Genomic DNA, 21,211 nt, shown 5'->3' with positions numbered 1-21,211 from the left:
ATCCGAAAAGTCCGCAACTTTTCGGGGTCAAGCGCTGATGCCTGGCGCATGATCCTGATCCGAAAAGTCTGCAACTTTTCGGGGTCATGCGCTGAGCCCTCTCGCCCGTGCCGCCGAGCCGATGAAGCCGTTGATGGCGGCAAACAGTTCCGGTTCGTCGAGCAGGAAGGCATCGTGGCCTCGGTCCGTCTCGATCTCGACGAAGGATACCGACGCGCCGGCGGCGTTGAGCGCATGCACGATCGAGCGGCTCTCTTCGGTCGGAAACAGCCAATCCGAGGTGAAGGACACAAGGCAGAAGCGGGTTTTGGTGCCGGCAAAGGCGTCGGCCAACCGGCCGCCATGATCGGCCGCGAGGTCGAAATAGTCCATCGATCGCGTCATGTAGAGGTAGGAGTTGGCGTCGAAACGATCGACGAAGGTCATGCCCTGGTGGCGCAGGTAACTCTCGATCTGGAAGTCGGCGTCGAAGCCGAAGGTGAACGCCTCGCGATCCTGCAGATTGCGGCCGAACTTGCGGTGTAGGGCGGCTTCCGACAGATAGGTGATATGGGCGGCCATGCGCGCCACCGCCAGCCCCTTTTCCGGGCGGTTGCCGTGCTCGAAATACTTGCCGCCATGCCAGTCCGGATCGGCCATCACGGCCTGCCGGCCGACCTCATGGAAGGCAATGTTCTGCGAGGAGTGGCGCGCGCCGGTGGCGATCGGCAGTGCCGAGAAGACGCGTTCCGGATAGCTCGACGCCCATTCCAGCACCTGCATGCCGCCCATCGAGCCGCCGAGCACGCAAAACAGCTTTTCGATGCCGAAATGGTCGATCAGCATCTGCTGCGCGCGCACCATGTCGCGGATGGTGATAACAGGCAGGTCGAGCCCGTAGGGCTTGCCGGTGGCGGGGTTGGTCGAGGCCGGGCCGGTCGAGCCCAGGCAGCCGCCGATGACGTTGGAGCAGATGACGAAGAAACGGTTGGTGTCGATGATCTTGCCGGGGCCGATCAGCACTTCCCACCAGCCAGGCTTGCCGGTCACCGGATTGGTGCTAGCGACATGCTGGTCGCCGGTCAGCGCATGGCAGACGAGAATGGCATTGGAGCGGGCGTCGTTCAGCGTGCCGTAGGTCTGGTAGGCGATCTGGAACGGCGACAGCAGCGTGCCGGCGTCAAGCTTGAGCGGCTTGTCGGGCCCAAAACGCAAAACCGGGCTCGACGGCTGGTCGGCCTCGTTGTTGGTTTTTCCAGCGCGCAGAGCGGCCATTGCATCCATCTCACACGTTTGAATCCACGCACCGTGCTTCTCGAAAATCGATGCCGATGCGGTGTCCGGCCGGCGCGGACAACAAAAAACCGGCATTGCAGTCGCAAAGCCGGTTACAGGATGCAAACGGCCCTTTAGCAACTTGTTTAACGTGGCTGCAAGCCGACCGGCCAAATCACCACGGAAGTTCGTACCTCTTCTAAGCCTGAGGGGTATCAACGTCAACGGGAGCGTTCGCGCGTCTTTGGTGTTCCGAGAAATTGCCCGACGACGCCTGTTCGACTATCTTGCGCAATTTGCGTAAATTACGCATATTCATACGATCGCCTGAGGTCCCCTCTATTTTATCTCAGCCGCTTCAGAGACCCTTGTATCGGATGGAGGCAGGTGTGCCACGGAATACCGCGATACCGGCGAGCGATTTCGCCCGAAATTTTGCGAAGTATCAGGATGAAGCCATCTCCAAGAAGGTCATCAATGTGACCAATCATGGGCGGGTTGTTGGGGCGTACCTTTCTGCCGCCGAATTCGAGCATTACGAATTGCTGAAGCGTCGGGAACGTGAAGTCCTGATCGTGGGCGAACTCGATGACGACACCATAGCTTCCATCGAGGCTGCCGAATATGGCGTGGAACCGAGGTGAGGCTCCCGGTTCCGAAGCCGGGCCTGGTCATTCGCTATAGCTTCTGTGGAGTGCCGAACGCGCCGATGGCAACATCGAAGGCGCAAAGGATCGTCCTTGCGCGATCGTTGTTGCCACGCCGCGTGACACGGATGGCCACTTCCGTACCATTGTCGCCCCGATCACTCATAGCCCACCATCCAACAAAGCAACATCGATCGAGATTCCGATTGCGGTTTGCCGCGCGCTTGGCCTCGATGAAGGCCAGCATTGGTTGCGTCTTGACGAATTGAACCGCTTCCTTTGGCCGGGCTATGATATTCGACCGCGCTCCAACGGCAGCTATGCCTATGGGATGCTTCCACCAGCTTTGTTCGATCAGCTACGTCGTGGAATTTTGGAGCTCCAGCGGGTGCGCAAAACTCGGGTCGTCAGCCGTGATGATTGACGCGGCACCCGGGCTGCCACCTCTCGACATTGCGGGCCATGACTTGTATTTCCGCTGCGGCTTCCCGGCGGAAGCGTTCTCGACGGATTTTGCGACATGAGCCAGACACCGGACAAGGCACGTCCAACCCCGCGCGCGGGCATCATGGACATCGACGCCTATGTGCCGGGCAAGAGCACGGCGCCCGCCGGCGTCGCCAAGGTCTACAAGCTGTCGTCGAACGAGAACCCGCTCGGTCCGTCGCCGAAGGCAATCGAGGCCGCACGCGAGATTGCCGGGAAGCTCGACGTCTATCCCGACGGCACCGCCAGGCGGCTGCGCGAAGCGATCGCCGAGGTGCATGGCCTCAACGCGCAGAACATCATCTGCTCCAACGGTTCCGACGAGATCCTGGGCCTTCTGGCACAGACCTATCTCGCGCCCGGCGATGAAGCAATTTTCACCGAACACGCCTTCATGGTCTACAAGATCTACATCCAATCGGCCGGAGCCACTCCGGTCGCGGTCAAGGAGACCGACGAGCGCGCCGACATAGACGCCATTCTGGCCGCTGTCACGTCGCGTACGAAGATCGTGTTCCTCGCCAATCCCAACAACCCGACCGGCACCTATGTGCCGTTCCAAGAGGTGCGCCGCCTGCATGCAAGCCTGCCCAGGCATGTGCTCCTGGTGCTCGACGCGGCCTACGCCGAATATGTCCGCCGCAATGATTATGTAGCCGGCATCGAACTGGTCGGCAGCGCCGAGAATGTGGTGATGACCCGGACCTTCTCAAAGATCGGCCTGGGCGGCGCGCGGATCGGCTGGATGTACGCGCCGATGCATATCGTCGACGCGATCAACCGCGTGCGCGGGCCCTTCAACGTCAACGCGACGGCGATCGAGGCCGGCATCGCGGCGATCCGCGACCGCGCCCATGTCGAGCGCAGTGTGGCGCATAACGAGACCTGGCTGGCCTGGTTGAGCGAACAGATGACGGGGCTCGGGTTGCGCGTGACGCCCAGCGTCGGCAATTTCATCCTCATCCATTTTCCCGACGACCAGAAACATTCGGCGGCGGCGGCGGACGATTATCTGACCGCGCGCGGCTATATCCTGCGGCGCGTTTCCGGCTACGGCTTTCCCAACGCATTGCGTATGACCGTCGGCACCGAAGAGGCCAATCGCGGTGTTGTCGCCGCACTCACGACATTCCTGAAAAGCTAGAACACCATGGCTTCACCGATGTTTGAAAAAATCGCGCTGGTCGGCATCGGCCTGATCGGCTCGTCGCTGGCCCGCGTCATCCGCCGCGAGGGCCTCGCCCGCCACGTCGCCATCTCGACCCGCAGTGCCGCGACGCTGGCGCGGGCGCAAGAGCTTGGGCTGGGCTCTTCCTACACCACCGATGCGAAAGAAGCGGTCCGTGACGCCGATCTGATCATCGTCTCGGTGCCGGTCGGCTCCTCCGGCGCGGTGGCCGAGGAAATCGCGCCGGCGCTGAAGAAGGGCGCGATCCTCACCGATGTCGGCTCGACCAAGGCATCGGTCATCGCGCAGATGCAGCCTTATGTGCCCGATGGCGTGCATTTTATTCCCGGTCATCCGTTGGCGGGCACGGAAAAATCCGGCCCGGATGCCGGTTTCGCCGATCTGTTCGACAATCGCTGGTGCATCTTCACGCCGCTGCCCGACACCGATCCGGATGCGCTGGAGCGGCTTTCGGAATTCTGGCGCCGTTGCGGCGCCAACATCGACACCATGGATCCGCAGCACCACGACATGACCCTGGCGATCGTCTCGCATTTGCCGCACATCATCGCCTACAACATCGTCGGCACCGCCGACGATCTGCAGTCGGTGACCAAGTCCGAAGTGATCAAATATTCGGCCTCGGGTTTTCGCGATTTTACCCGTCTCGCCGCCTCCGATCCGACGATGTGGCGTGACGTCTGCCTGCACAACAAGGACGCCATCCTCGAAATGCTGGCGCGGTTTTCTGAAGATCTGGCGTCGCTGCAGCGGGCGATCCGCTGGGGCGATGGCGAAAAGCTTTTCGACCTTTTCACCCGCACCCGGGCCGTGCGCCGTTCGATCATCGAGGCCGGCCAGGACATCGACGTGCCCGATTTCGGCCGTCAGGCGGTCGAGCACCCTGCGAAGAGCTAAGTCTGTTTTCAGACTGGCCAGGTCGCAGCGACCATGGCCAGCGTCTCGGCGCGGTCCGGCGCGCCCAGCCTGCCGCCAAAGCGCAGGCATTTGAGCGCGGCGGCCGCACTGGCAAAGCGCAAGGCCTGCTCGACCGGCATGGCTTCGGCCATGGCGACGGCGAAGGCGCCGTGAAAGACATCGCCGGCGGCCAGCGTGTCGACCGCCTTGATTTTTGGCGCCGCGACATGGCGCGATGATCCCGTCGCGCGATCGAACCACCAGGTTCCCGCCGCGCCGCCCGTGACCGCGACAAAGGCATCGCTGCGCCGGGCAAGTGCCTCGCAGGCCTGGCGCGGATCCAGTTCCGCGCCGCAAAGAATGCGCGCCGCCGGTTCCGAAGCGACGATGTGGGACGCCAGCGGCAACAGCCGCTCGAGCACATCCCGTGACGCGGTATCGGCGTCGAGGATCGCCGGCCGGCCGATCGCGCGCGCTGCCGAAAGCGCCAGCGCCGCGGCACCTGGCCAGCGCACATCAACCAGCACGGCATCGAATGCGGAGAGGTCGGCGACCGGCAAAGCTTGCGGATCGGCCTGGGCGAGCCTGTCGTAGAAAGGCACGATGATGCGCTCGCCATGCGCGTCGACCAGGATCGACGCCAACGCCGAGCGCGCGCCCCTGACGCGGCGCACGAAGCTGCAATCGACGCCTTCCGCCTCTATCCCGGCAATCAGCTGATCGCCGACAGGGTCATCACCCGCACTCGCCCATAGCGACATTTCGGCGCCCAGACGAAGTGCTGCGCAGGCAGCACTCGCCGCCATGCCCGAGGCGATCTGGACGCCGTCGGAGGCGATGAACTTACCCTGGTGCACGGGCAGCGTTTCGACGCGCAGGACGGTGTCCAGCGTCAGCGCGCCGACACTCAGGAGTTTTACGGGCTTTGCCATCGACGCGCTATTGCACAGGCTTGATCTTGCCCAGCGGAATGAAGCCGAGCGATGCCTTGCCCTTGACCACCTTCAGCGGCATCGACGGTTCGCTGCCGAGCAGCGCCAAGGCACCAAAGCCCTGCTCGATCTGGCTCTTCTGCTCGGGTATGGCGGCGCCCAGGATGGCGGCCACGGCCTTCGGGTCCTTCAGCCTGATCATCAGGTCGGCGTCGACCAGGCCTTCGGCATCGACCGACAGCGGTCCGGAAACGGTGACGCGCGCCGTGCCCGACGACAGATCGAGGTTGCGGATCTCGATCGCCTGGCCGCGCAGGCTCTTCATTTGCGTGCCGATCAGGGCGATGCCGTTCTTCAGCGTTACGTCGCCGCTGGCATCGAGCGCCGGCAGCACGCGCCCACCGATCGCGTCGGCATTGATCTCGAGATCGCCAAAACTGCCGAGATAGTCGAGATCCCCGCCGTTCGGTTGCAATTGGCCGGCCGCCTTGCCGGCACTGAACAGTTGGACCGGATCGGTGTCGTCGGCCGGGTCGGTCTGGCCGGACAGGCCATCGGCCTGGAGCGAAATCCGCCGTGGCAGCGGCCATGACAGTTTGACGTTGGCCTGCAGATTGTCCCAGTCGATCCACAGCGGCACCATGCCCGGAACGGACGTCCTGAGCGGACCGCGCAGATCGGCGACCGGCGAAAGGGGCTGGGTGATCTGAGCGACGGCATTGAAACTGCCGGCCGAGGCGGCGATGTTCCTCCCATCGTCCTCATAAGCAAGGTTGTCGCAGGAGACGGCAAAGCTCAGGGGGTAGCCGCTGACCTGGAGGTTGGCGCAGCCGGCCTGGACGCCATTCTTGTTGAGCGTGGCCACCGCCTTGTCGGCTTCGCTCTTGACCCGCCCGGCCAGATAGAACCAGCCGCCGCTGTAGATGGCGAACAGCACGACGACGAAGGCCACAAGCCACGACAGGCGGCGGCGCTTCGGTTGGCGTTCGTCACTTGACGTCATGCTTGGGCTCTCATTAACGCATGGGTGTTGTAGGCGGATTCTCGATTCCGGCAGCAATAGGTAGACGGAGACGGACGGAAAAAACACCGGCTTCGGTGCGGTGTTGCCACTCTTTTGCAATCAGGCACGGCGATATGGGCGATTTTTGGGTATTTGGCTATGGGTCGCTGATCTGGCGGCCGGGTTTCGCGCATGTCGAGACACAACGCGCCCGCCTGCATGGTTACCGCCGCTCGCTGTGCGTCTATTCCTTCGTGCATCGCGGCACGCGCCAGCGGCCGGGGCTGGTGCTCGGCCTCGATCGTGGCGGCTCCTGCGTCGGCCTGGCGTTCCGCGTTCCCGGCGAACTGCGCAACGAGGTCATCGCCTATCTGCGCGAGCGCGAGCTGGTCACCAATGTCTATCTCGAACGCACGCTCAAGGTTCGCGTGGACGGCGGCGGGACGGTCGAGGCCGTGGCCTACATCGTCGACCGCCAGCATGAGCAATATGCCGGTGCGCTCGACGCGGCGGACGCGGCGGCCGTGGTGCGCGGCGCGGTCGGCCAGTCCGGCAACAACGAGGACTATGTGCTCAGCACGCTGGAGCATCTCGAGGCGCTGGGGATAAGCGACCACTGGCTGGAGGATGTGGCCAGGCGGGTCGCGCCTTTGTGAAGCGCTGGCTCTGCGGAAAAAGGCGGCCAGGCCTTTGACCTCGATGAGGTAAGACCTAGGTTAGGGTCCGAACCCCAGCCAGTGGGCGGCATTCGCCCGCCCAAATCATCCCGGAGATCCGCCTTGCAGAAACGTCGTCTCGGTCGCACCGACCTTTCCATCGCGCCGCTGGTTCTGGGCGGCAATGTCTTCGGCTGGACCGCCGACGAGAAGACCTCTTTCGACCTGCTCGACCGCTTCGTCGGGGCCGGCCTCAACGCCATCGATACGGCGGACGCCTATTCGCGCTGGGTGCCCGGCCACAAGGGCGGCGAATCGGAAACCATCATCGGCAAGTGGATGAAGGAGCGTGGCAATCGCGATCAGGTCGTGGTGGTCACCAAGGTCGGTTCGGATATGGGGCAGGGCCACAAGGACCTGTCCGCCGCCTATATCGAAAAGGCGGTCGATGCGTCGCTGAAGCGGCTGCAGACCGACGTCATCGATCTCTATCTGTCGCACTGGCCGGAGCCGGCCACGCCCTATGAGGAAACGCTTGGCGCCTACGAGAAGCTGCTCGCCAAGGGCAAGATCCGCTATGCCGGCTGCTCGAACCTCGACGCCGGCCAATTACGCGCCGCACTCGATGTGGCCAGCCTGCGCAGCCTGCCGCGCTACGAGGTGCTGCAGCCGGAATACAATCTCTACGATCGGTCCTCCTTCGATGGGCCGTTGCGCGATTTGTGCGTGGCCGAGGATATCGGCGTCATCACCTATTTCAGCCTGGCCAAGGGTTTTCTCAGCGGCAAATACCGCAGTGAGGCCGATCTCGGCCAAAGCGAGCGCGGCGAAGATATCGGCAGCTATCTGAATGCGCGCGGCATGCGCATCCTCGCGGCTTTGGATGCCGTGTCGGCCAGGCATGCGGCGAAGCAGGCGGAGGTGGCGCTTGCCTGGGTTATCGCGCGGCCAGGCGTCACCGCGCCGATCGCCAGCGCCACCAAGCCGAGCCAGATGGACAGCCTGATCAAGGCGGTGTCGCTGAAGCTGACCGCCAACGACATGGCCGAACTCGACAGAGCGAGCGGCTGAAGCTTCCGGCGGCCGCGCACGCACGAACGTCCAAGACCCACCCCTCCTGTCCTGTCATACCGTCCTTCGCACGGGCAAGGCAGAGGGTGAAATGACTGAGCCGCTTCTTTCGCAGCCGGACCTTTGGCGGCAGCTGTTGGCGCTGGTGCTTGCCGCCACCGTCGTCATGGGCAGTCCGGGGCCGGCTACGATAAGCGTCACCGCCGTCGGGGCGGCCTTCGGGCTGCGCCACTCGCTGCGCTATGCCTGCGGGATCATCATGGGCACGATCGCCGTGCTTGTGGTGGTGGCAACCGGGGTGGTGGCGGTGCTTGCCTCGATGCCGAAGCTGGCGCCGTTGCTGGTCGTCGCCTCTGCCGCCTACATCCTCTATCTCGCGTTCAAGATCGCCACGGCCCCGCCATTGGCGGCGCGTTCCGGCGAGGCTTCGCGGCCTACATGGCTGGCCGGGTTTCTGCTGGCTGTCGCCAATCCAAAAGCCTATGTGGCGATCGCCGCCGTGTTCGCCGGCGCTTCATCGCGCCAAGGCGGCGACATCGGCATATGGCTCAAGCTGGCCGTTCTCGCGCTGATGATCGTCGCCATCCACGCTCTGTGGCTTGTCGCGGGGGCGGCGTTCGCGCGCTTCCTGCGTCGGCCCGCGGCCTCGCGGATCATCAATCTGGTCTTTGCCGCGACGCTGGTGCTGACCACCGCGCTGGCCATGTTCGGCTGAATTGCCGAGCGCCTTCGCTCAGGCTTTGGCGCCAAGTTCCTGCAACCGCTTCACCGCGGTTGGCGGCAAGGCCGGCGGGTTGGGCGCGCGGGATGCCTCGATGAGAAGCTCATCGCAGGCCGCCTCGGTCTCGCCGATCAGCCGCGCCATGAATTCGTCCTTGCTCAAGCCAGGCGGGATCGGCGGCAGGAAACGCGCCTTGACGGTGCCGGGATAGCGCAGGAATTTGCGGCGCGGCCAGTAGAGGCCGGCGACATGGGCGACCGGCACCACCGGAACGCCAAGCTGCGCATAGATTTCGACGATGCCGTATTTGTATGCCGGCTCGTCGCCCGGCGCGCGCCTGGTGCCTTCTGGGTAGATGATGAGCTGGCGGGGATTGCGCGCCATTTCCTCTTTTGTCGCCGCGACCACTGCCTTCAGCGCTTTTGAGCGGCTGCCGCGGTGAACCGGGATCATCCGCATCTTCATGATGTACCAGCCGAAGAACGGGATCCAGGTCAGCTCGCGCTTGAGGATGTAGAGCGGATCTTGGAGGAAGGGGAAAAAGGCGATGGCGTCCCAGAACGACTGATGCTTGGGCGCCAGAATGAAGGAGCCTTCGGGCAGGTTTTCCTGGCCGGTGATGTCGTTGCTGGTGCCGGCGATCTTGTCATAGAGCCACATCGAGCTGCGCGACCAGAATTTCGGCACGAACCAGGCGCGGTGCCGGGGCGACAGGAAATAGTAGGGGGTCCAGAGGATCATCTGGACGATCAGATTGACGTAGAAGACGAAATTGAACGTCAGCGATCGGACATAGAGCATTGGGGAGGCCCGGTGAGGAGGTGAGCGTTGGTTACACCAAGCGCGGGGAAAATGGAAATGGCCGCAGGGCCGCTCCGGCCGGCGAAGAAGAACGATCCGTCGATCGGCGGGCTGCCCGGTTCCGCTACATCAATCGCGCCAGCCGCTCCTTCAGGCGCGGGGCGGCAAAATCGAGAAATGCGCGCAGCTTGACCGGCAGCAGGCCGTGGCCCGCATGCACCAGGCTTACGGGCCATGGCTCCGGTTCGAACTCCCGCAGCAGGACGCGCAGCGTGCCCGATCGCAGCGCATCCTCGATCTGGTAGGAAAGCACTTTTGTCAGCCCGACGCCGGCAATCGCCGCGTCGATGGCCGCTTCGGCGGTGTTGACCTGCAGCCGCGAGCGGACCTGAACCGGGATTTCGGCCTTGCCTTTGGCGAAGCTCCAGGTGGAGGCGGAGGCAAGTCCCTCGAAGGTGATGCAGCTGTGCGTTTCCAGCCCCTGCGGGGTCGTCGGTGTGCCGTGTTCGAGCAGATAGGCCGGGCTGGCGCAAACGACGCGGCGGATCGAGCCAACGCCGATGGCGACCAGGCTCGAATCGGGCAGCTGGCCGATGCGAATGGCGAGGTCGAAATGGTCCTCGACCAACTGGGTTATCCGATCCGCCAGCGTCAGGCGGATGTTCACGTCGGGATAGGCAGCGAGAAAACCGGTGACGACCGGCAGCACGTGCGGGCGGCCAAAGACGACCGGCGCGGTGATGGCCAGTTCGCCGGTCGGAGCGCTGTATTCGCCGGCTGCCGTGCGCTCGGCCTCGCCGACGTCGTCAAGGATGCGACGACAGGCGGCAAGATAGGCCCGGCCGGCATCGGTCGGTGTCAGCCGGCGCGTCGAGCGGTTCAACAGGCGTGTGTTCAGATGGCGTTCCAGGTCGGAAACCTTGCGGCTGACCGTCGCAAGCGGAATGCCGAAGCGGCGGGCCGCCGCGGAAAGGCTGCCGGCCTCCACCGCGGCGACAAAGAGCGACATGGCTTCGAGACGATCCATAGCTTCTTCCGGAAAATGGAAGGATAGGTTGCGAATATGTCATCTGCATTTGAAGGATGGAAGGCTCTATATCAGAGGTGTTGGCCAGCCTGCAGCATGGCCTCGACGAGCAAGGAGCCACCATGTCTGAAAGCCGGCCGCCGCTGCCGCCGTTCACAGCCGAGACCGCCGCGCAAAAGGCGCGCATGGCCGAGGATGCCTGGAACTCGCGCGATCCGGCCCGGGTCGCGCTTGCCTACACAGCGGACAGCCGCTGGCGCAACCGCGCCGAATTCCTGCAAGGCCGCGATGCCATCCAGGCCTTTCTGACGCGAAAATGGAGCCGCGAGCTCGACTACCGGCTGATCAAGGAGGTCTGGGCCTTCCACGCCAACCGCATCGCCGTGCGCTTCGCCTATGAATGGCACGACGACAGCGGCTCGTGGTTCCGCAGCTATGGCAACGAGAACTGGGAATTCGACGAACACGGGCTGATGCGCCTGCGCATCGCCAGCATCAACGACCTGCCGATCGGCGAGGCCGACCGCAAATATCACTGGCCGCTCGGCCGCCGTCCGGACGATCATCCGTCGCTTTCGGCGCTCGGGCTTTAGCACCTTCCGAGCAGGAGGCTTTCGATGAACGCGCATGCTTTCACCAGCGACGTCGCCTTCACGCCGACCGTCAAGGCGATCCAGGCCCGCAAGGGCTCACGCCAGTCCTATGCTCGCGTCGAGGAGCGCGGCGGCTGGCAAACCGTCATCACATCGGATCTCGCCGCCTTGATCGAGATGCAGACCAGCGTCTTCCTGTCGACGGCCAATGGTGATGGCCAGCCCTACATCCAGCATCGCGGCGGGCCTGCGGGCTTTCTCAAGGTGCTGGATGAAAAGACGATCGGTTTCGCCGATTTTGCCGGCAACAGACAGTTCATCACGCAGGGCAATCTGGCCGACAATCCGCAGGCGTTCCTGTTCCTGATCGACTATGCCCACCGGCAGCGCATCAAGCTCTGGGGCACGGCGTGCGTCGTCGAGAACGATGCCGAGCTGATGGCGAAACTGATGCCGCGAGACTACAAGGCACGCCCCGAGCAGGTCATCCTGTTCGCGGTCTCGGCCTGGGACGCCAATTGCCCGCAACATATCCCGCAGCGCTTCGAGGCGGCTGACGTGGCAGCGGCGCTTGGCGAGCGGGACAGGCGCATCGAGCGCCTTGAACAGGAGATCGCACGCCTCAAGGGGATGGGAAGCGCAGCCGCCGGGGCAGGCGCCCGGGAATGATGGTTCAGCCGCCGGCCGCGGTTTCGGCCAGCGCGATGCCGTCGGGAGTCGGCTTCACCGGCACGATGCCGCGCGCCAGCGCCAGCAGATACTTGTTGTATTCGGTGAACAGCACGCGCAGAGCCGCCGGCTTGGTCAGCCAGCCGCCATTGTCGAGATTGGCGTTGACCACCGGATAGGGCTCAAGCCTGGCATGGTGCAAGAGCCGGCCCATTTCGAGCAGGCTGCGCGGCATATGGTAGTTGTTGGTGACGAGGATCACCGTGCCATAGGCATGGCTCTCGATCCATTTGGCGCTTTCCTCGGCGTTGCCGATCGTGTCGAGCGCGGCCCTGTCGATGTCGACGCAGCAGGAAAATAGCTTCTTGTCGCCGCCGGTGGCGGCCTGAAGCTGGCGGCGGCTGGCGGAAGGATGTACGCCGCTGATCAACAGCCGCTCGCCCTTGCCGGAGGCCAGCAGATCCATGGCGGCATCAAGGCGGGACTGGCCGCCGGTCAAAACGATGATCGCGTCAGCCTTGGCCGGATTGGCGGGCGTCGTCAGATGGCTGACCTTGTTGGCGAACCAGCCGAAGCCGCCAGCGAACAGTGTTGCGAGCAAGAGCAGGGAGAAGGCGGATATGCGGAGCGCAGCCCTCAAACGGCTGGCTTTGCCGTGGTCGTGCAAACGCGCAACCACCACTGGCATCTGTCCAGCCGTCCCGGTCGAATCCCGCGCGTCCATCGCCATATGGTTAACCCTGAAATGCGGCCTTGGGTAGGTGAAAGACGCACTTTACGTTACGGCAATTCTCCATCCGTGATCACCCTGTTCTGTCCATGTCGTTGTCCCAAACCCGGTTCCCACTTTTGGGCGACATGCATCACCCTGCATCCGGCTGGCGGACATCGATGTCGCTGAGATAGGCGACGACGGTGGCATGCGAGGTTGCCGCCGTCAGCGCGCCGATCACCAGCACCATCAGCACGACACCGAGATAGCCCGCCGAGCCGATGGCGAAATTGCCGAACAGCGCGGTCGCCTGGTCGGCCTGCGGCGTCGCCATGTTGCGCGACGACCACCAGGAAAAGACGATGAAAACGAGCACCGCGGCGGCCCCGCCGGCGGCGGCACCCTTCATCCCGGTGACCAGGAAATGCCGGCGGAATTCACGCGCGATGAAGCTTGCCTCGGCGCCGACGAAATGCAGCACCTCGATGATGTGACCATTGCCGGCCATGGCGCCGCGCGTGGCGAACACCACGGTCAGCACCGTCGCCGACAGCATCAGCGCCAGCACCGCGATGCCGATGGTCACCGTGGTGCGGGCCATGGCCACCAGCCGGTCGACCCAGGTGCGGTGATCGTCGAGCGAGGCGCTCGGCAATTTCGGCGTGATCGCGGCGCGCATTGCGGCGAAGTCGGGCGGGCTGTTCTCGTCGATGGTGACGATGATCAGGCGCGGCACCGGTAGTTCGTCGATGTTGAGACCAGAGCCTAGCCACGGCTCCAGCAGCCGCGCTGTCGCCTCACGATCGATGATCCGGGTCGCCTTCACGCCAGGGAATTGGCCTGCGATCTGCGAGGCTTGCGTAAGGGCTGCCTCCATGTCGAGGCCGTCGACCGGCTTGACCTGGATCGTTGCCTCGCGCGAAATCTGGTTCTCCCAGACCGAGGCGGTATCACGCACCAGCGTCACCGCGCCGAAGGTCAGGCAGGACAGGAATGTCATGATGGCGATGACCAGCACCAGCGCGCGGCCGGCAATGTTCTGCGCCGGCACGATCGGGGCCATCTTGCGCTGGGCGCGGGGCCTTGCCTGCGCCACCTCGGCGTCCTGTTCCGCAACATGTTCGGCGGAGATCTCAGTCATAGATATCCAGCCTTCCGCCGGCCAGGATCATGCGGCGCGCGTCGACCTGTTCCATCAGGCCAAGGTCGTGGGTCGCGATCACCACGGCGGTGCCGAGACGGTTGAGCTCGATGAACAACCGCAACAGGCGTCGCGCCAGCGGCGGGTCGACATTGCCGGTCGGCTCGTCGGCCAGCAGGATTTCCGGCTGCTCGATCAGTGCCCGCGCGATCGCTGCGCGCTGCTTCTCGCCGCCGGACAAAACCGGCGGCAGCACATGCATGCGCTCGCCGAGCCCAACCCACTTCAACAGTTCGGTGACATCGGTGCGGTAGCTTGCCTCCTCGCGCCCGCGCACGCGCAGCGGCAGGGCGACGTTCTCATAGGTGGTCATGTGGTCGAGCAGGCGAAAATCCTGGAAGACCACGCCGATGCGACGCCTGAGATGCGGCAGTTCGGTGCGCGAGATGCGCGAGCGGTCCTTGCCGAAGATGGTGATCAGCCCGCGTGTCGGCTTCAGCGACATGAACAGCAGGCGCAGCAAGGTCGTCTTGCCGGCGCCCGAAGGTCCGCTCAAGAACTGAAAGGAGCGCTCCGGGATGTGCAGGGAAATGTCGCGGAGGATTTCCGGACCCATGCCATAGCGGAGGCCGACATTTTCGAAGCGAATCAATTTCGACGACCTGAAATTCGCGGCGGCAGCGAGCCAGCCTGTTCTGGGAAAAGACCATCGGCCGGCATGGTTAACCGGCGGTTAATTACTGGGCTCTTTCGGCTCGTCACGAAGGCTCCGGTGGGGAAGCGTTAACCATTTGTGTTTACGCAAAAGAAACGAAAAGCGAACACGTGCTGCAATGCTGGGGCCATGATGGCTGAGGATAGAACCGCGCGCCCGGTTTCCGGCGAAATCATGACCGATCCGGCGGCAATTGCCGCAGCGGATCGGTTCATGCGCGCTCCAGCGACCGATATCGTCGATGCCGACTACGTGGTGATGCCGCGTTTTGTCCCCGCCGTGGAAAACGTTTCGCCGCTGCCGCGTGCAATCGTCACGCCGTCCATCGAGGGCATGGACATGTTGCGCAAGCCCGAGGCCCCAGCGGAGCGGCCGCCGGCCTCGCGCGGCGGTCCGATCTTCTGGATCGCCGGGATTGGTGCCGCCTTAGCCGCCTTCTGGGTCTCCGGCGGGCATGCATTGGTGCGTCAATCGCCGTTCCTGCCCAGCGCGCAGGCGTCGGCGCTGAGCATTACAAGTGTCACGTCACGCGTCGACGCCTCCGGAGCGAACCCCGTGCTGTTCGTCGATGGCGAGGCCGCCAACGACGGCGCGAAACCGGCGCCGCTGCCGCCGCTCGAAATCCGGGTGACCGGCAATGACGGGCGCACAACCCGCTATACGTTGGGGACATCCGGCCGCGCGCTGGCGTCTGGCGAGAGATTCGGCTTTGCCAGCCGGCTCGACGTGCCTAGAAACGGCGTAAGAACCGTTTTGGTCACTTTCGCCCAATAGGCGATCACCGGGGGAAGATCACCAATGCCCATCGTACGCGGCAAGGACATCGAGGTGCTGTTTTCGGCATCGGCGATCGCACGGCGCAATCTCGAACTCGCCAAGGAGATCGCCGGCCACGATTACCACGATCTGCTGGTGATTTCGGTGCTGAAGGGCTCGTTCATCTTCGCCGCCGACCTGATCCGCGCCATGCATGATGTCGGCCTGTCGCCGGAGGTCGAATTCATCTTCATCTCCAGCTACGGCGCCGGCACCGCCAGCGGCGAGGTGAGGGTGCTGCGCGACATCGACAATGAGGTTGCCGGCCGCGACGTGCTGTTGATCGACGACATCCTCGAATCAGGCAAGACGCTGAGCTTCGCCCGCGAACTGATGCTGTCGCGCGGCGCCAAGAGCTGCGCCATCGCCGTGCTGCTCGACAAGCGCATGCGCCGCCAGACCGCGCTCAATGCCGATTATGTCGGCTTCGACTGCCCCGACTATTTCGTCGTCGGCTATGGCATGGACGTCGCGCACGCCTTTCGCGAATTGCCGTTCGTCGGCGTCGTGAAAGGCGATGTGTGAGTGATTTCCAAAAAGGTTTGTTGACCCCTGCGCCTTCAGGAAAAGTCAACTTTTCGCAGCCAAATATGCCGGCCATGGCAAAGCTTCTGATCGTTGAGGACGATGAGTCCGTCCGCACCCTGGCAGCACGCGCGCTTGAACGCGCCGGGCACGCAATCGATATCGCCGCGGACGGCGCGCAAGGGCTTTCGCTGATCCAGGCAGCGCGTGGCGGCTATGATCTCGTTGTCTCCGACATCCGCATGCCGGAGATGGACGGCATCGAGATGGCGATCGCGGCAGCAGCCCTTTTTCCGGCAATGAAGATCATGCTGATGACCGGCTATGCCGACCAGCGCGAGCGCGCCGAGGAGTTGAACGGCATCATTCTCGATGTCGTGCAGAAGCCTTTTACGCTCGCCGAAATCCGCTCACGCGTCGAACGGGCGCTGATCTGCTTCGCTTAAGGCAAGTCTTGCATATCCGAATCGATTGCTGCCCGATCCTGGCGCGGGCTCGCTAACCACATCACCACAAAAAAAGCCGCCACGTGACAATCTATCTTCGTATCACCTAATATGACCTGGGGCAGTTTGGGGTGGGCGAATGGCGCGTCAGCGTCGCAAGGTTGAAACGACGGCGGGAGAACAGCCTGCAAGCGCGCAAACTTCGACGCCGCCACAGGTCCGGCCACGCCGTCTGCGCGAGCGGCTTTCGCTTGCCGGTTTCGATACGTGGTCGACCACGGTCCGCAGCATCTTTCTGAACGCGCTTTTCCTGGTCGCCGTCATCATCGTGTTTCCGGTGCTGGTCAGCCAGTTTCGCCGTGATGAGGTGGTCATCGAGCCGATCGCCGTCCCCGAGGCGCTGAGCAAGGAAGGCCTGACCGCTGATGTCGCGGCAAGCCGCGTCTGGGACGGACTTCAGGACGTAACGGCCAAGGCCAAGACCAGCAAGGCAAGCATAAGCGCTATCCCGCAGTCGCGCCGCGTCGAATTTTCCTTCCCGGATTCCGGCTTCTCGATCGAGTCGCTGATCTTTCACGTGCGCCGGCTGTTCAATGCCTATGAGACGCGTATTTCGGGAGAATTCGTCTGTTCCGACAAAGAATGTGCCCGCGCGGGCCTGCGCTTGCGGCTGCGGGTTGTTCGCGACACGGTCGAGATCATCGATCTGCCGCCGATCGGCGACGAACCCGAACGGCAATACTTTGCCGACGCAGCCTCCAGCATCATGGCGAGCCTTGATCCGTTTGTCGCCATCGCGGCGGATGCCGAGAAAGAGCCGCTGCGGGCGACCACACTGGCGCGGCGGCTGATCCGCTCGCACCACAAGGATGCGAAATGGGCCTACAATCTCGTCGGTCTCATCCGCTACAATGCCAGCGACCTGCCGGCAGCCATCGAGGATTTTCAGGCGGCCATAGCGCTCGACGCCGGTTTTTTGCCGGCGCGGCTCAATCTGGGAAATGTGCTGCGCGTCTCCGGCGATCTCGATGGGGCTCAGGCCGAATTCAAGGAGGTCCACAGTCGCGACGCCCACAACGCGCTCGCTGTCGAAGGCTTCTCCGACATAGCAATGGCTCGCAAAAAGCCCGACGACGCCATAAAATTTCTGATCGAGGCGGCCGACCTCGATCCGGAAAATCCGCGCTACTACGCCAAGGCCGGCAAGATCGAACTCGATCGCGGCAACAAGGACCAAGGCGTCAGCCTGCTGCGCCGTTCGCTGGAACTCGACCCCGGCTATATCGTGGCCTTCGCTTATCTCGCGTCGATGTATGTCGGTGACGGCAATTACCAGGAGGCGGAGAAGGTTTTCCGCGACGCCGCCGATTATTCGCCGGCAAATGCCGATGCGCAGGCCCAGGACGCCAATCTGCTTGCCCTGCTGCACAAATGGGATGCCGCAGCCGAGCGATACGATCGTGCCAGGACGATCGAGCCCGGCAACGCTTCCTATTGGCTGGAATATGCCCACTGCCTGCAGGCGCTAGGCAAGCAGAAAGAAGCGCTGGGGGCGCTGGACGCGGCCGTGAAGCTCGCGCCGGACAAGGCGGAAATCTACAGCGCGCTGGGTGACAGCTACCGCGACAGCGATCGCAAGCCCGAAGCGATCGCCGCCTACAAGAAGTTCCTGGAACTGGACAAGACGAATTCGCCAACCCGACCAATCATCCAGCGCTTCATCGAAATTCTCTCAGGCTGACACCGGGCCTTATGCCGTGTCGCTGGTGGCGGCAAGCACGGGCGGAGCACTCTTGCGGCGTTCGGAGTTGAGTGCGAGCAGGCCGGCGCCGATGATCAGGGCCGCGCCGATCGCGGTCGTCGTCCGCGGCACCTCGGCGAAGAACAGGAAGCCCCACAGCGGCGACCACAGGATGCCGGTGTATTCGAATGTGGCAACGCGGTTGGCCGGTGCCATCCGGTAGGCCTGCGACAGCAGGATCATGCCGGCCGAGGCGACGAAGCCGCAGGCCGCCATCTTGAGAAAATCGGGCAGCGTCGGCCAAAGCCAGGGCCGCACCAGGAATTCCAGGCTCGGGTGGACGGCGTGGGTGATCCCGGCCAGGTGGAACGCGCCGGCAACCACGGCGGCGCCGACCAGATAGGCGCCGTTCTGATAGAAGGCCATGACGGTGGACGATTCGGTATCGCCGATCTTGCGGGCCATCAGCTGCGAAAAACCGTACAGCGCCGCCGAGCCCAGCGACAGCAGCGCCGCCCAGTCGAACAGCCCGGCGCCGGGGCGCAGCATCACGACGACGCCGAACAGCCCGATCAGCACGGTCGCCAGCGTCTGCCAGGAGACACGCTCGCCAAGATATGGCCCTGCCAGCATCATGATGAACAGCGGCGCCATGAAATAGAGCGCCACCGCGTCGGCCAGCGGCAAGGCGGCGATGGCCAGGTAATACACCGTATAGGAGGTGAACTGAATGAAAGCGCGTATCGTCAGCATGCCGAATCGCTTCGACAGGATCGCCGGCAAGCCGACATCGGCTTGGACCAGAACGATCAGGATCGGCAAGGCGACGATCGAGCGGATCGCCATCACCTCGGTCACCGGGTAGCCGCTCGACACGGCTTTGACGAGCGGATCCTGCAGAGAAAAGACCAGCACGCCCAGGCACAGGCTCAGGATGCCAAGCACCATCCGGTTCTGCATGTGCCTTCCGGGCTCCCTGCAAGCGAAAAAGAACCCGCCACCGTTTCGGGCAGCGGGCATGAGTGAGGACTCTTCGAATTGGTCCGCGGCCGATTTCGCGGCCGCATATCCAATGGGGTGAGGGGACTATCGTCCGGCATTTGACATGTTGCAAACGAATTGGAATGATATCTGAAATCAAATTTCCTGATGGCGGATTCCTATGCGGCCGACCCTCGACAGCGATCTTCTGCGCACCTTCGTGGCGATTGCCGAGGCCGGCAATTTCACCAGGGCGGCGGAGCAGGCCGGCCGCACCCAGTCGGCGGTGTCGATGCAGATGAAGAAGCTCGAGGAGCTGATCGGCGACAGCCTGTTCGAGCGCGGTTCGCGCGGCGTCGCGCTGACGCGGCGTGGCGACGAACTCATCGTCAACGCCCGCCGCATCGTCTCACTGCTCGACGAGACGGCGGCCTCGATGGCGGCAGCGCCGCTTGGCGGGCCGGTGCGCATCGGCATTCCGGAGGAATATGGCCACGCCATCCTGTCGCGCGCACTCGGCGCTTTTTCGAAGCGCCACACACAGGTCGAGGTTACCGTGCGCTATGCGCACTCAGGCGCGCAGATCGCAGCGCTCGCCGCCGGCGAACTCGATCTCTGCGTGGTGTTCGAATGGCAGGACCCTGCCGGCGGCGAAGTGCTGATGCACGATCCGACCGTATGGGTAACATCGACCCTGCATCACATGCATGAGGAGCGGCCGGTGCCGATCGCCCTCTACAACCGGGCCGGCTGGTGCAAGGATTTTGCCGTCAAATCGCTGGAGCAGCGCAGCCTCGCCTATCGTGTCGCCTATACCAGCGACACCACCGGCGGTCTCAAGCTCGCCGTCACCTCGGGGCTGGCGATCGCGCCGATCTCGCGCAGCAACATTCCGGCCGGCTGTCGCGAACTGACGTCCGCGGACGGGTTCGGCGACATCGATTCCTCGAATGTGGTCATGCATCGCAACCCGAATGCCTCCGGCGAGGCGATCGACGGCATGCAAGAGGCGATCCGCGAGGCGTTCGTCAACAGGCAGATTTAGAGCAATTCCAGGAAAAGTGTGAAACGGTTTTCCGTCCGGAATTGCATCAAAACAAAGAGATAGAACGGTTCGGCGTTTCCGTGAAACGGTGAACTGCTCTAAAGCGTGTCGCGATTTAAGGGATTCAGGATTCCCATAGATTTGAGTTCGTGATTCATTGCGGCTGAAAGGAGACCGCGATGGGCAAGCCGCTACCGCTTGAGTTGCGTCGGCGTGTTGTTGCGTATGTCGATGAGGGACATGGTCACCGCGAGGCTGCGCGCCATTTCCGCGTTTCGCCTCGCTTTGTGAACAATCTGATCAACCTGCGGCGGCAGACCGGTTCGCTTGAAGCGCGTCGGCAGGGCCATGTGGGCGGCGGCAAGCTTGAGCCGCATGCCGAGTTTGTCCGCTCGCGGTTGGCCGAGACCGGCGAACTGACGCTAGATGAGCTTTGCGTCGAGCTGGAGGTGCGCGGGGTGAGCGTGCACCGCTCCAATGTCGGTCGCCTGCTCAATCGCCTTGGGCTCAGTCATAAAAAAACTCTACTGGCCAGCGAGCAGCAGCGGGCCGACGTGCGCCAGGCGCGTGAACTGTGGATCGGGCGGCGAAAGCGCTTCTTCAACAAGGCTTTGGCGCGGCTGATCTTCATCGATGAGACGTCGACCAATACCAAACTGACCAAACGCACCGGCTGGGCGCCGAAGGGCGAGCGCTTCAGGACGCATGCGCCATTCGGCAAATGGCAGACGCAGACCTTCATCGCCGGGCTGCGATGTCACGGTCTTGTCGCGCCGTGGATCGTCAACGCGCCGATGAATGCCGCCATCTTCGAACGCTACGTCGAAACGCAGCTCGCTCCCGAACTGTCGCCCGGCGATGTCGTCATTCTCGATAATGTCGGCTTCCACAAGAACGAGCGCGCTGCCCAACTGGTTCGCCAAAGGGGCGCATGGCTCCTGTTCCTGCCGCCATACTCACCCGATCTCAATCCGATCGAGATGGCCTACTCAAAACTCAAGGCGCGGCTGCGAAAGAAGGCGGCCAGAACTTTCGATGCCCTCTGCGACGCTCTCGGCGATATCTGCCACCTGTTCGAGCCAGCCGAATGCAGAAACTTCTTCAAGGCTGCCGGATATGAGGCCAATTAATCGCGACACGCTT

24 protein-coding genes and 1 riboswitch are annotated in these 21,211 nt (G+C 63.4%); of the genes, 14 read left to right on the top strand and 10 right to left on the bottom strand.

What is annotated here, in order from left to right:
- Positions 1 to 84 precede the first annotated feature (84 nt).
- Positions 85 to 1,254 carry a homoserine O-acetyltransferase MetX gene (gene metX / locus BPNPMPFG_RS17920; protein WP_258590060.1) on the bottom strand — a complete coding sequence of 390 codons (1,170 nt, stop codon included), beginning with the start codon at positions 1,252 to 1,254 and terminating at the stop codon, positions 85 to 87.
- A 114-nt stretch (positions 1,255 to 1,368) separates the two neighbouring features.
- Positions 1,369 to 1,446, bottom strand: a riboswitch (SAM riboswitch).
- 197 nt (positions 1,447 to 1,643) lie between these two features.
- On the opposite strand from metX, the gene BPNPMPFG_RS17915 reads away from it, so the two are divergent.
- Positions 1,644 to 1,898, top strand: a complete 255-nt coding sequence (locus BPNPMPFG_RS17915) for a type II toxin-antitoxin system Phd/YefM family antitoxin (RefSeq protein WP_258590059.1) — start codon at positions 1,644 to 1,646, stop codon at positions 1,896 to 1,898.
- A gap of 34 nt (positions 1,899 to 1,932) precedes the next feature.
- On the opposite strand, the gene BPNPMPFG_RS17910 is transcribed toward BPNPMPFG_RS17915, so the two are convergent.
- A complete protein-coding gene (locus tag BPNPMPFG_RS17910) occupies positions 1,933 to 2,148 on the bottom strand; it encodes a hypothetical protein (RefSeq protein ID WP_258590058.1) in 216 nt (71 codons plus the stop codon).
- Between the two features lie 273 nt (positions 2,149 to 2,421).
- Here BPNPMPFG_RS17910 and hisC point away from each other — a divergent pair, with 273 nt between their 5' ends.
- Positions 2,422 to 3,531 (top strand): histidinol-phosphate transaminase, encoded by a 1,110-nt coding sequence (gene hisC, locus BPNPMPFG_RS17905; RefSeq protein ID WP_258590057.1) that lies wholly within the window; start codon positions 2,422 to 2,424, stop codon positions 3,529 to 3,531.
- Positions 3,532 to 3,537: 6 nt separating this feature from the next.
- Complete coding sequence (locus tag BPNPMPFG_RS17900; protein WP_258590056.1) at positions 3,538 to 4,473, top strand: prephenate/arogenate dehydrogenase family protein; 936 nt, start codon at positions 3,538 to 3,540, stop codon at positions 4,471 to 4,473.
- 8 nt (positions 4,474 to 4,481) lie between these two features.
- On the opposite strand, the gene BPNPMPFG_RS17895 is transcribed toward BPNPMPFG_RS17900, so the two are convergent.
- The gene (locus tag BPNPMPFG_RS17895; RefSeq protein WP_258590055.1) at positions 4,482 to 5,405 is read right to left on the bottom strand and encodes a sugar kinase; all 924 of its coding nucleotides are present in this window, start codon (positions 5,403 to 5,405) and stop codon (positions 4,482 to 4,484) included.
- Positions 5,406 to 5,412: 7 nt separating this feature from the next.
- Positions 5,413 to 6,408, bottom strand: coding sequence for a DUF2125 domain-containing protein (locus BPNPMPFG_RS17890; RefSeq protein ID WP_258590054.1), 996 nt, complete (start codon positions 6,406 to 6,408; stop codon positions 5,413 to 5,415).
- Positions 6,409 to 6,542: 134 nt separating this feature from the next.
- Between BPNPMPFG_RS17890 and BPNPMPFG_RS17885 the strand changes: the two genes are divergently transcribed.
- The 3 genes from BPNPMPFG_RS17885 (at position 6,543) to BPNPMPFG_RS17875 (ending at position 8,850) form a co-directional block, all read left to right on the top strand.
- Positions 6,543 to 7,064 carry a gamma-glutamylcyclotransferase gene (locus BPNPMPFG_RS17885; RefSeq protein WP_258590053.1) on the top strand — a complete coding sequence of 174 codons (522 nt, stop codon included), beginning with the start codon at positions 6,543 to 6,545 and terminating at the stop codon, positions 7,062 to 7,064.
- A gap of 123 nt (positions 7,065 to 7,187) precedes the next feature.
- A complete protein-coding gene (locus tag BPNPMPFG_RS17880) occupies positions 7,188 to 8,135 on the top strand; it encodes an aldo/keto reductase (RefSeq protein ID WP_258590052.1) in 948 nt (315 codons plus the stop codon).
- A gap of 91 nt (positions 8,136 to 8,226) precedes the next feature.
- Entirely contained in the window at positions 8,227 to 8,850 is a 624-nt protein-coding gene (locus tag BPNPMPFG_RS17875; protein WP_258590051.1) for a LysE family translocator, read from the top strand.
- 18 nt (positions 8,851 to 8,868) lie between these two features.
- Here BPNPMPFG_RS17875 and BPNPMPFG_RS17870 read toward each other — a convergent pair whose 3' ends face one another.
- Both BPNPMPFG_RS17870 and BPNPMPFG_RS17865 read right to left on the bottom strand, forming a co-directional pair.
- Positions 8,869 to 9,657, bottom strand: a complete 789-nt coding sequence (locus BPNPMPFG_RS17870) for a lysophospholipid acyltransferase family protein (protein ID WP_258590050.1) — start codon at positions 9,655 to 9,657, stop codon at positions 8,869 to 8,871.
- 124 nt (positions 9,658 to 9,781) lie between these two features.
- A complete protein-coding gene (locus BPNPMPFG_RS17865; RefSeq protein ID WP_258590049.1) occupies positions 9,782 to 10,684 on the bottom strand; it encodes a LysR family transcriptional regulator in 903 nt (300 codons plus the stop codon).
- A 122-nt stretch (positions 10,685 to 10,806) separates the two neighbouring features.
- Here BPNPMPFG_RS17865 and BPNPMPFG_RS17860 point away from each other — a divergent pair, with 122 nt between their 5' ends.
- On the top strand, positions 10,807 to 11,277 hold the full coding sequence (locus BPNPMPFG_RS17860) for a nuclear transport factor 2 family protein (protein ID WP_258590048.1): 471 nt from the start codon (positions 10,807 to 10,809) through the stop codon (positions 11,275 to 11,277).
- Positions 11,278 to 11,301: 24 nt separating this feature from the next.
- Positions 11,302 to 11,946, top strand: a complete 645-nt coding sequence (locus tag BPNPMPFG_RS17855; RefSeq protein WP_258590047.1) for a pyridoxamine 5'-phosphate oxidase family protein — start codon at positions 11,302 to 11,304, stop codon at positions 11,944 to 11,946.
- Positions 11,947 to 11,950: 4 nt separating this feature from the next.
- Here BPNPMPFG_RS17855 and BPNPMPFG_RS17850 read toward each other — a convergent pair whose 3' ends face one another.
- The 3 genes from BPNPMPFG_RS17850 to ftsE form a co-directional block, all read right to left on the bottom strand.
- The gene (locus BPNPMPFG_RS17850; protein ID WP_258590046.1) at positions 11,951 to 12,676 is read right to left on the bottom strand and encodes a YdcF family protein; all 726 of its coding nucleotides are present in this window, start codon (positions 12,674 to 12,676) and stop codon (positions 11,951 to 11,953) included.
- Between the two features lie 133 nt (positions 12,677 to 12,809).
- On the bottom strand, positions 12,810 to 13,799 hold the full coding sequence (locus BPNPMPFG_RS17845) for a cell division protein FtsX (protein WP_258590045.1): 990 nt from the start codon (positions 13,797 to 13,799) through the stop codon (positions 12,810 to 12,812).
- On the bottom strand, positions 13,792 to 14,451 hold the full coding sequence (gene ftsE, locus BPNPMPFG_RS17840; protein WP_010911739.1) for a cell division ATP-binding protein FtsE: 660 nt from the start codon (positions 14,449 to 14,451) through the stop codon (positions 13,792 to 13,794). The genes BPNPMPFG_RS17845 and ftsE overlap by 8 nt, the downstream gene beginning before the upstream one ends.
- A 192-nt stretch (positions 14,452 to 14,643) precedes the next feature.
- On the opposite strand from ftsE, the gene BPNPMPFG_RS17835 reads away from it, so the two are divergent.
- From BPNPMPFG_RS17835 to BPNPMPFG_RS17820, 4 genes are all read left to right on the top strand, one after another.
- Positions 14,644 to 15,288, top strand: a complete 645-nt coding sequence (locus BPNPMPFG_RS17835; RefSeq protein ID WP_258590044.1) for a hypothetical protein — start codon at positions 14,644 to 14,646, stop codon at positions 15,286 to 15,288.
- Positions 15,289 to 15,312: 24 nt separating this feature from the next.
- Positions 15,313 to 15,855: a hypoxanthine phosphoribosyltransferase gene (hpt, locus tag BPNPMPFG_RS17830; protein ID WP_258590043.1), complete on the top strand. Its 543-nt coding sequence runs from the start codon at positions 15,313 to 15,315 to the stop codon at positions 15,853 to 15,855.
- A 74-nt stretch (positions 15,856 to 15,929) separates the two neighbouring features.
- Positions 15,930 to 16,301, top strand: coding sequence for a response regulator (locus BPNPMPFG_RS17825; RefSeq protein ID WP_258590042.1), 372 nt, complete (start codon positions 15,930 to 15,932; stop codon positions 16,299 to 16,301).
- A 139-nt stretch (positions 16,302 to 16,440) separates the two neighbouring features.
- A complete protein-coding gene (locus BPNPMPFG_RS17820; RefSeq protein WP_258590041.1) occupies positions 16,441 to 18,042 on the top strand; it encodes a tetratricopeptide repeat protein in 1,602 nt (533 codons plus the stop codon).
- Positions 18,043 to 18,051: 9 nt separating this feature from the next.
- Here BPNPMPFG_RS17820 and BPNPMPFG_RS17815 read toward each other — a convergent pair whose 3' ends face one another.
- Positions 18,052 to 19,002, bottom strand: a complete 951-nt coding sequence (locus tag BPNPMPFG_RS17815; protein ID WP_258590040.1) for a DMT family transporter — start codon at positions 19,000 to 19,002, stop codon at positions 18,052 to 18,054.
- Positions 19,003 to 19,204: 202 nt separating this feature from the next.
- Here BPNPMPFG_RS17815 and BPNPMPFG_RS17810 point away from each other — a divergent pair, with 202 nt between their 5' ends.
- Both BPNPMPFG_RS17810 and BPNPMPFG_RS17805 read left to right on the top strand, forming a co-directional pair.
- The gene (locus BPNPMPFG_RS17810; RefSeq protein ID WP_258590039.1) at positions 19,205 to 20,068 is read left to right on the top strand and encodes a LysR family transcriptional regulator; all 864 of its coding nucleotides are present in this window, start codon (positions 19,205 to 19,207) and stop codon (positions 20,066 to 20,068) included.
- Positions 20,069 to 20,247: 179 nt separating this feature from the next.
- Entirely contained in the window at positions 20,248 to 21,198 is a 951-nt protein-coding gene (locus BPNPMPFG_RS17805; RefSeq protein WP_258590038.1) for an IS630 family transposase, read from the top strand.
- Positions 21,199 to 21,211 lie beyond the last annotated feature (13 nt).

It is taken from the genome of Mesorhizobium sp. AR07 (assembly GCF_024746815.1).
Classification (GTDB): Bacteria; Pseudomonadota; Alphaproteobacteria; order Rhizobiales; family Rhizobiaceae; genus Mesorhizobium.
Note: the sequence above shows the minus strand (reverse complement) of the source record. Positions and strands in the feature narration are given on the sequence as shown.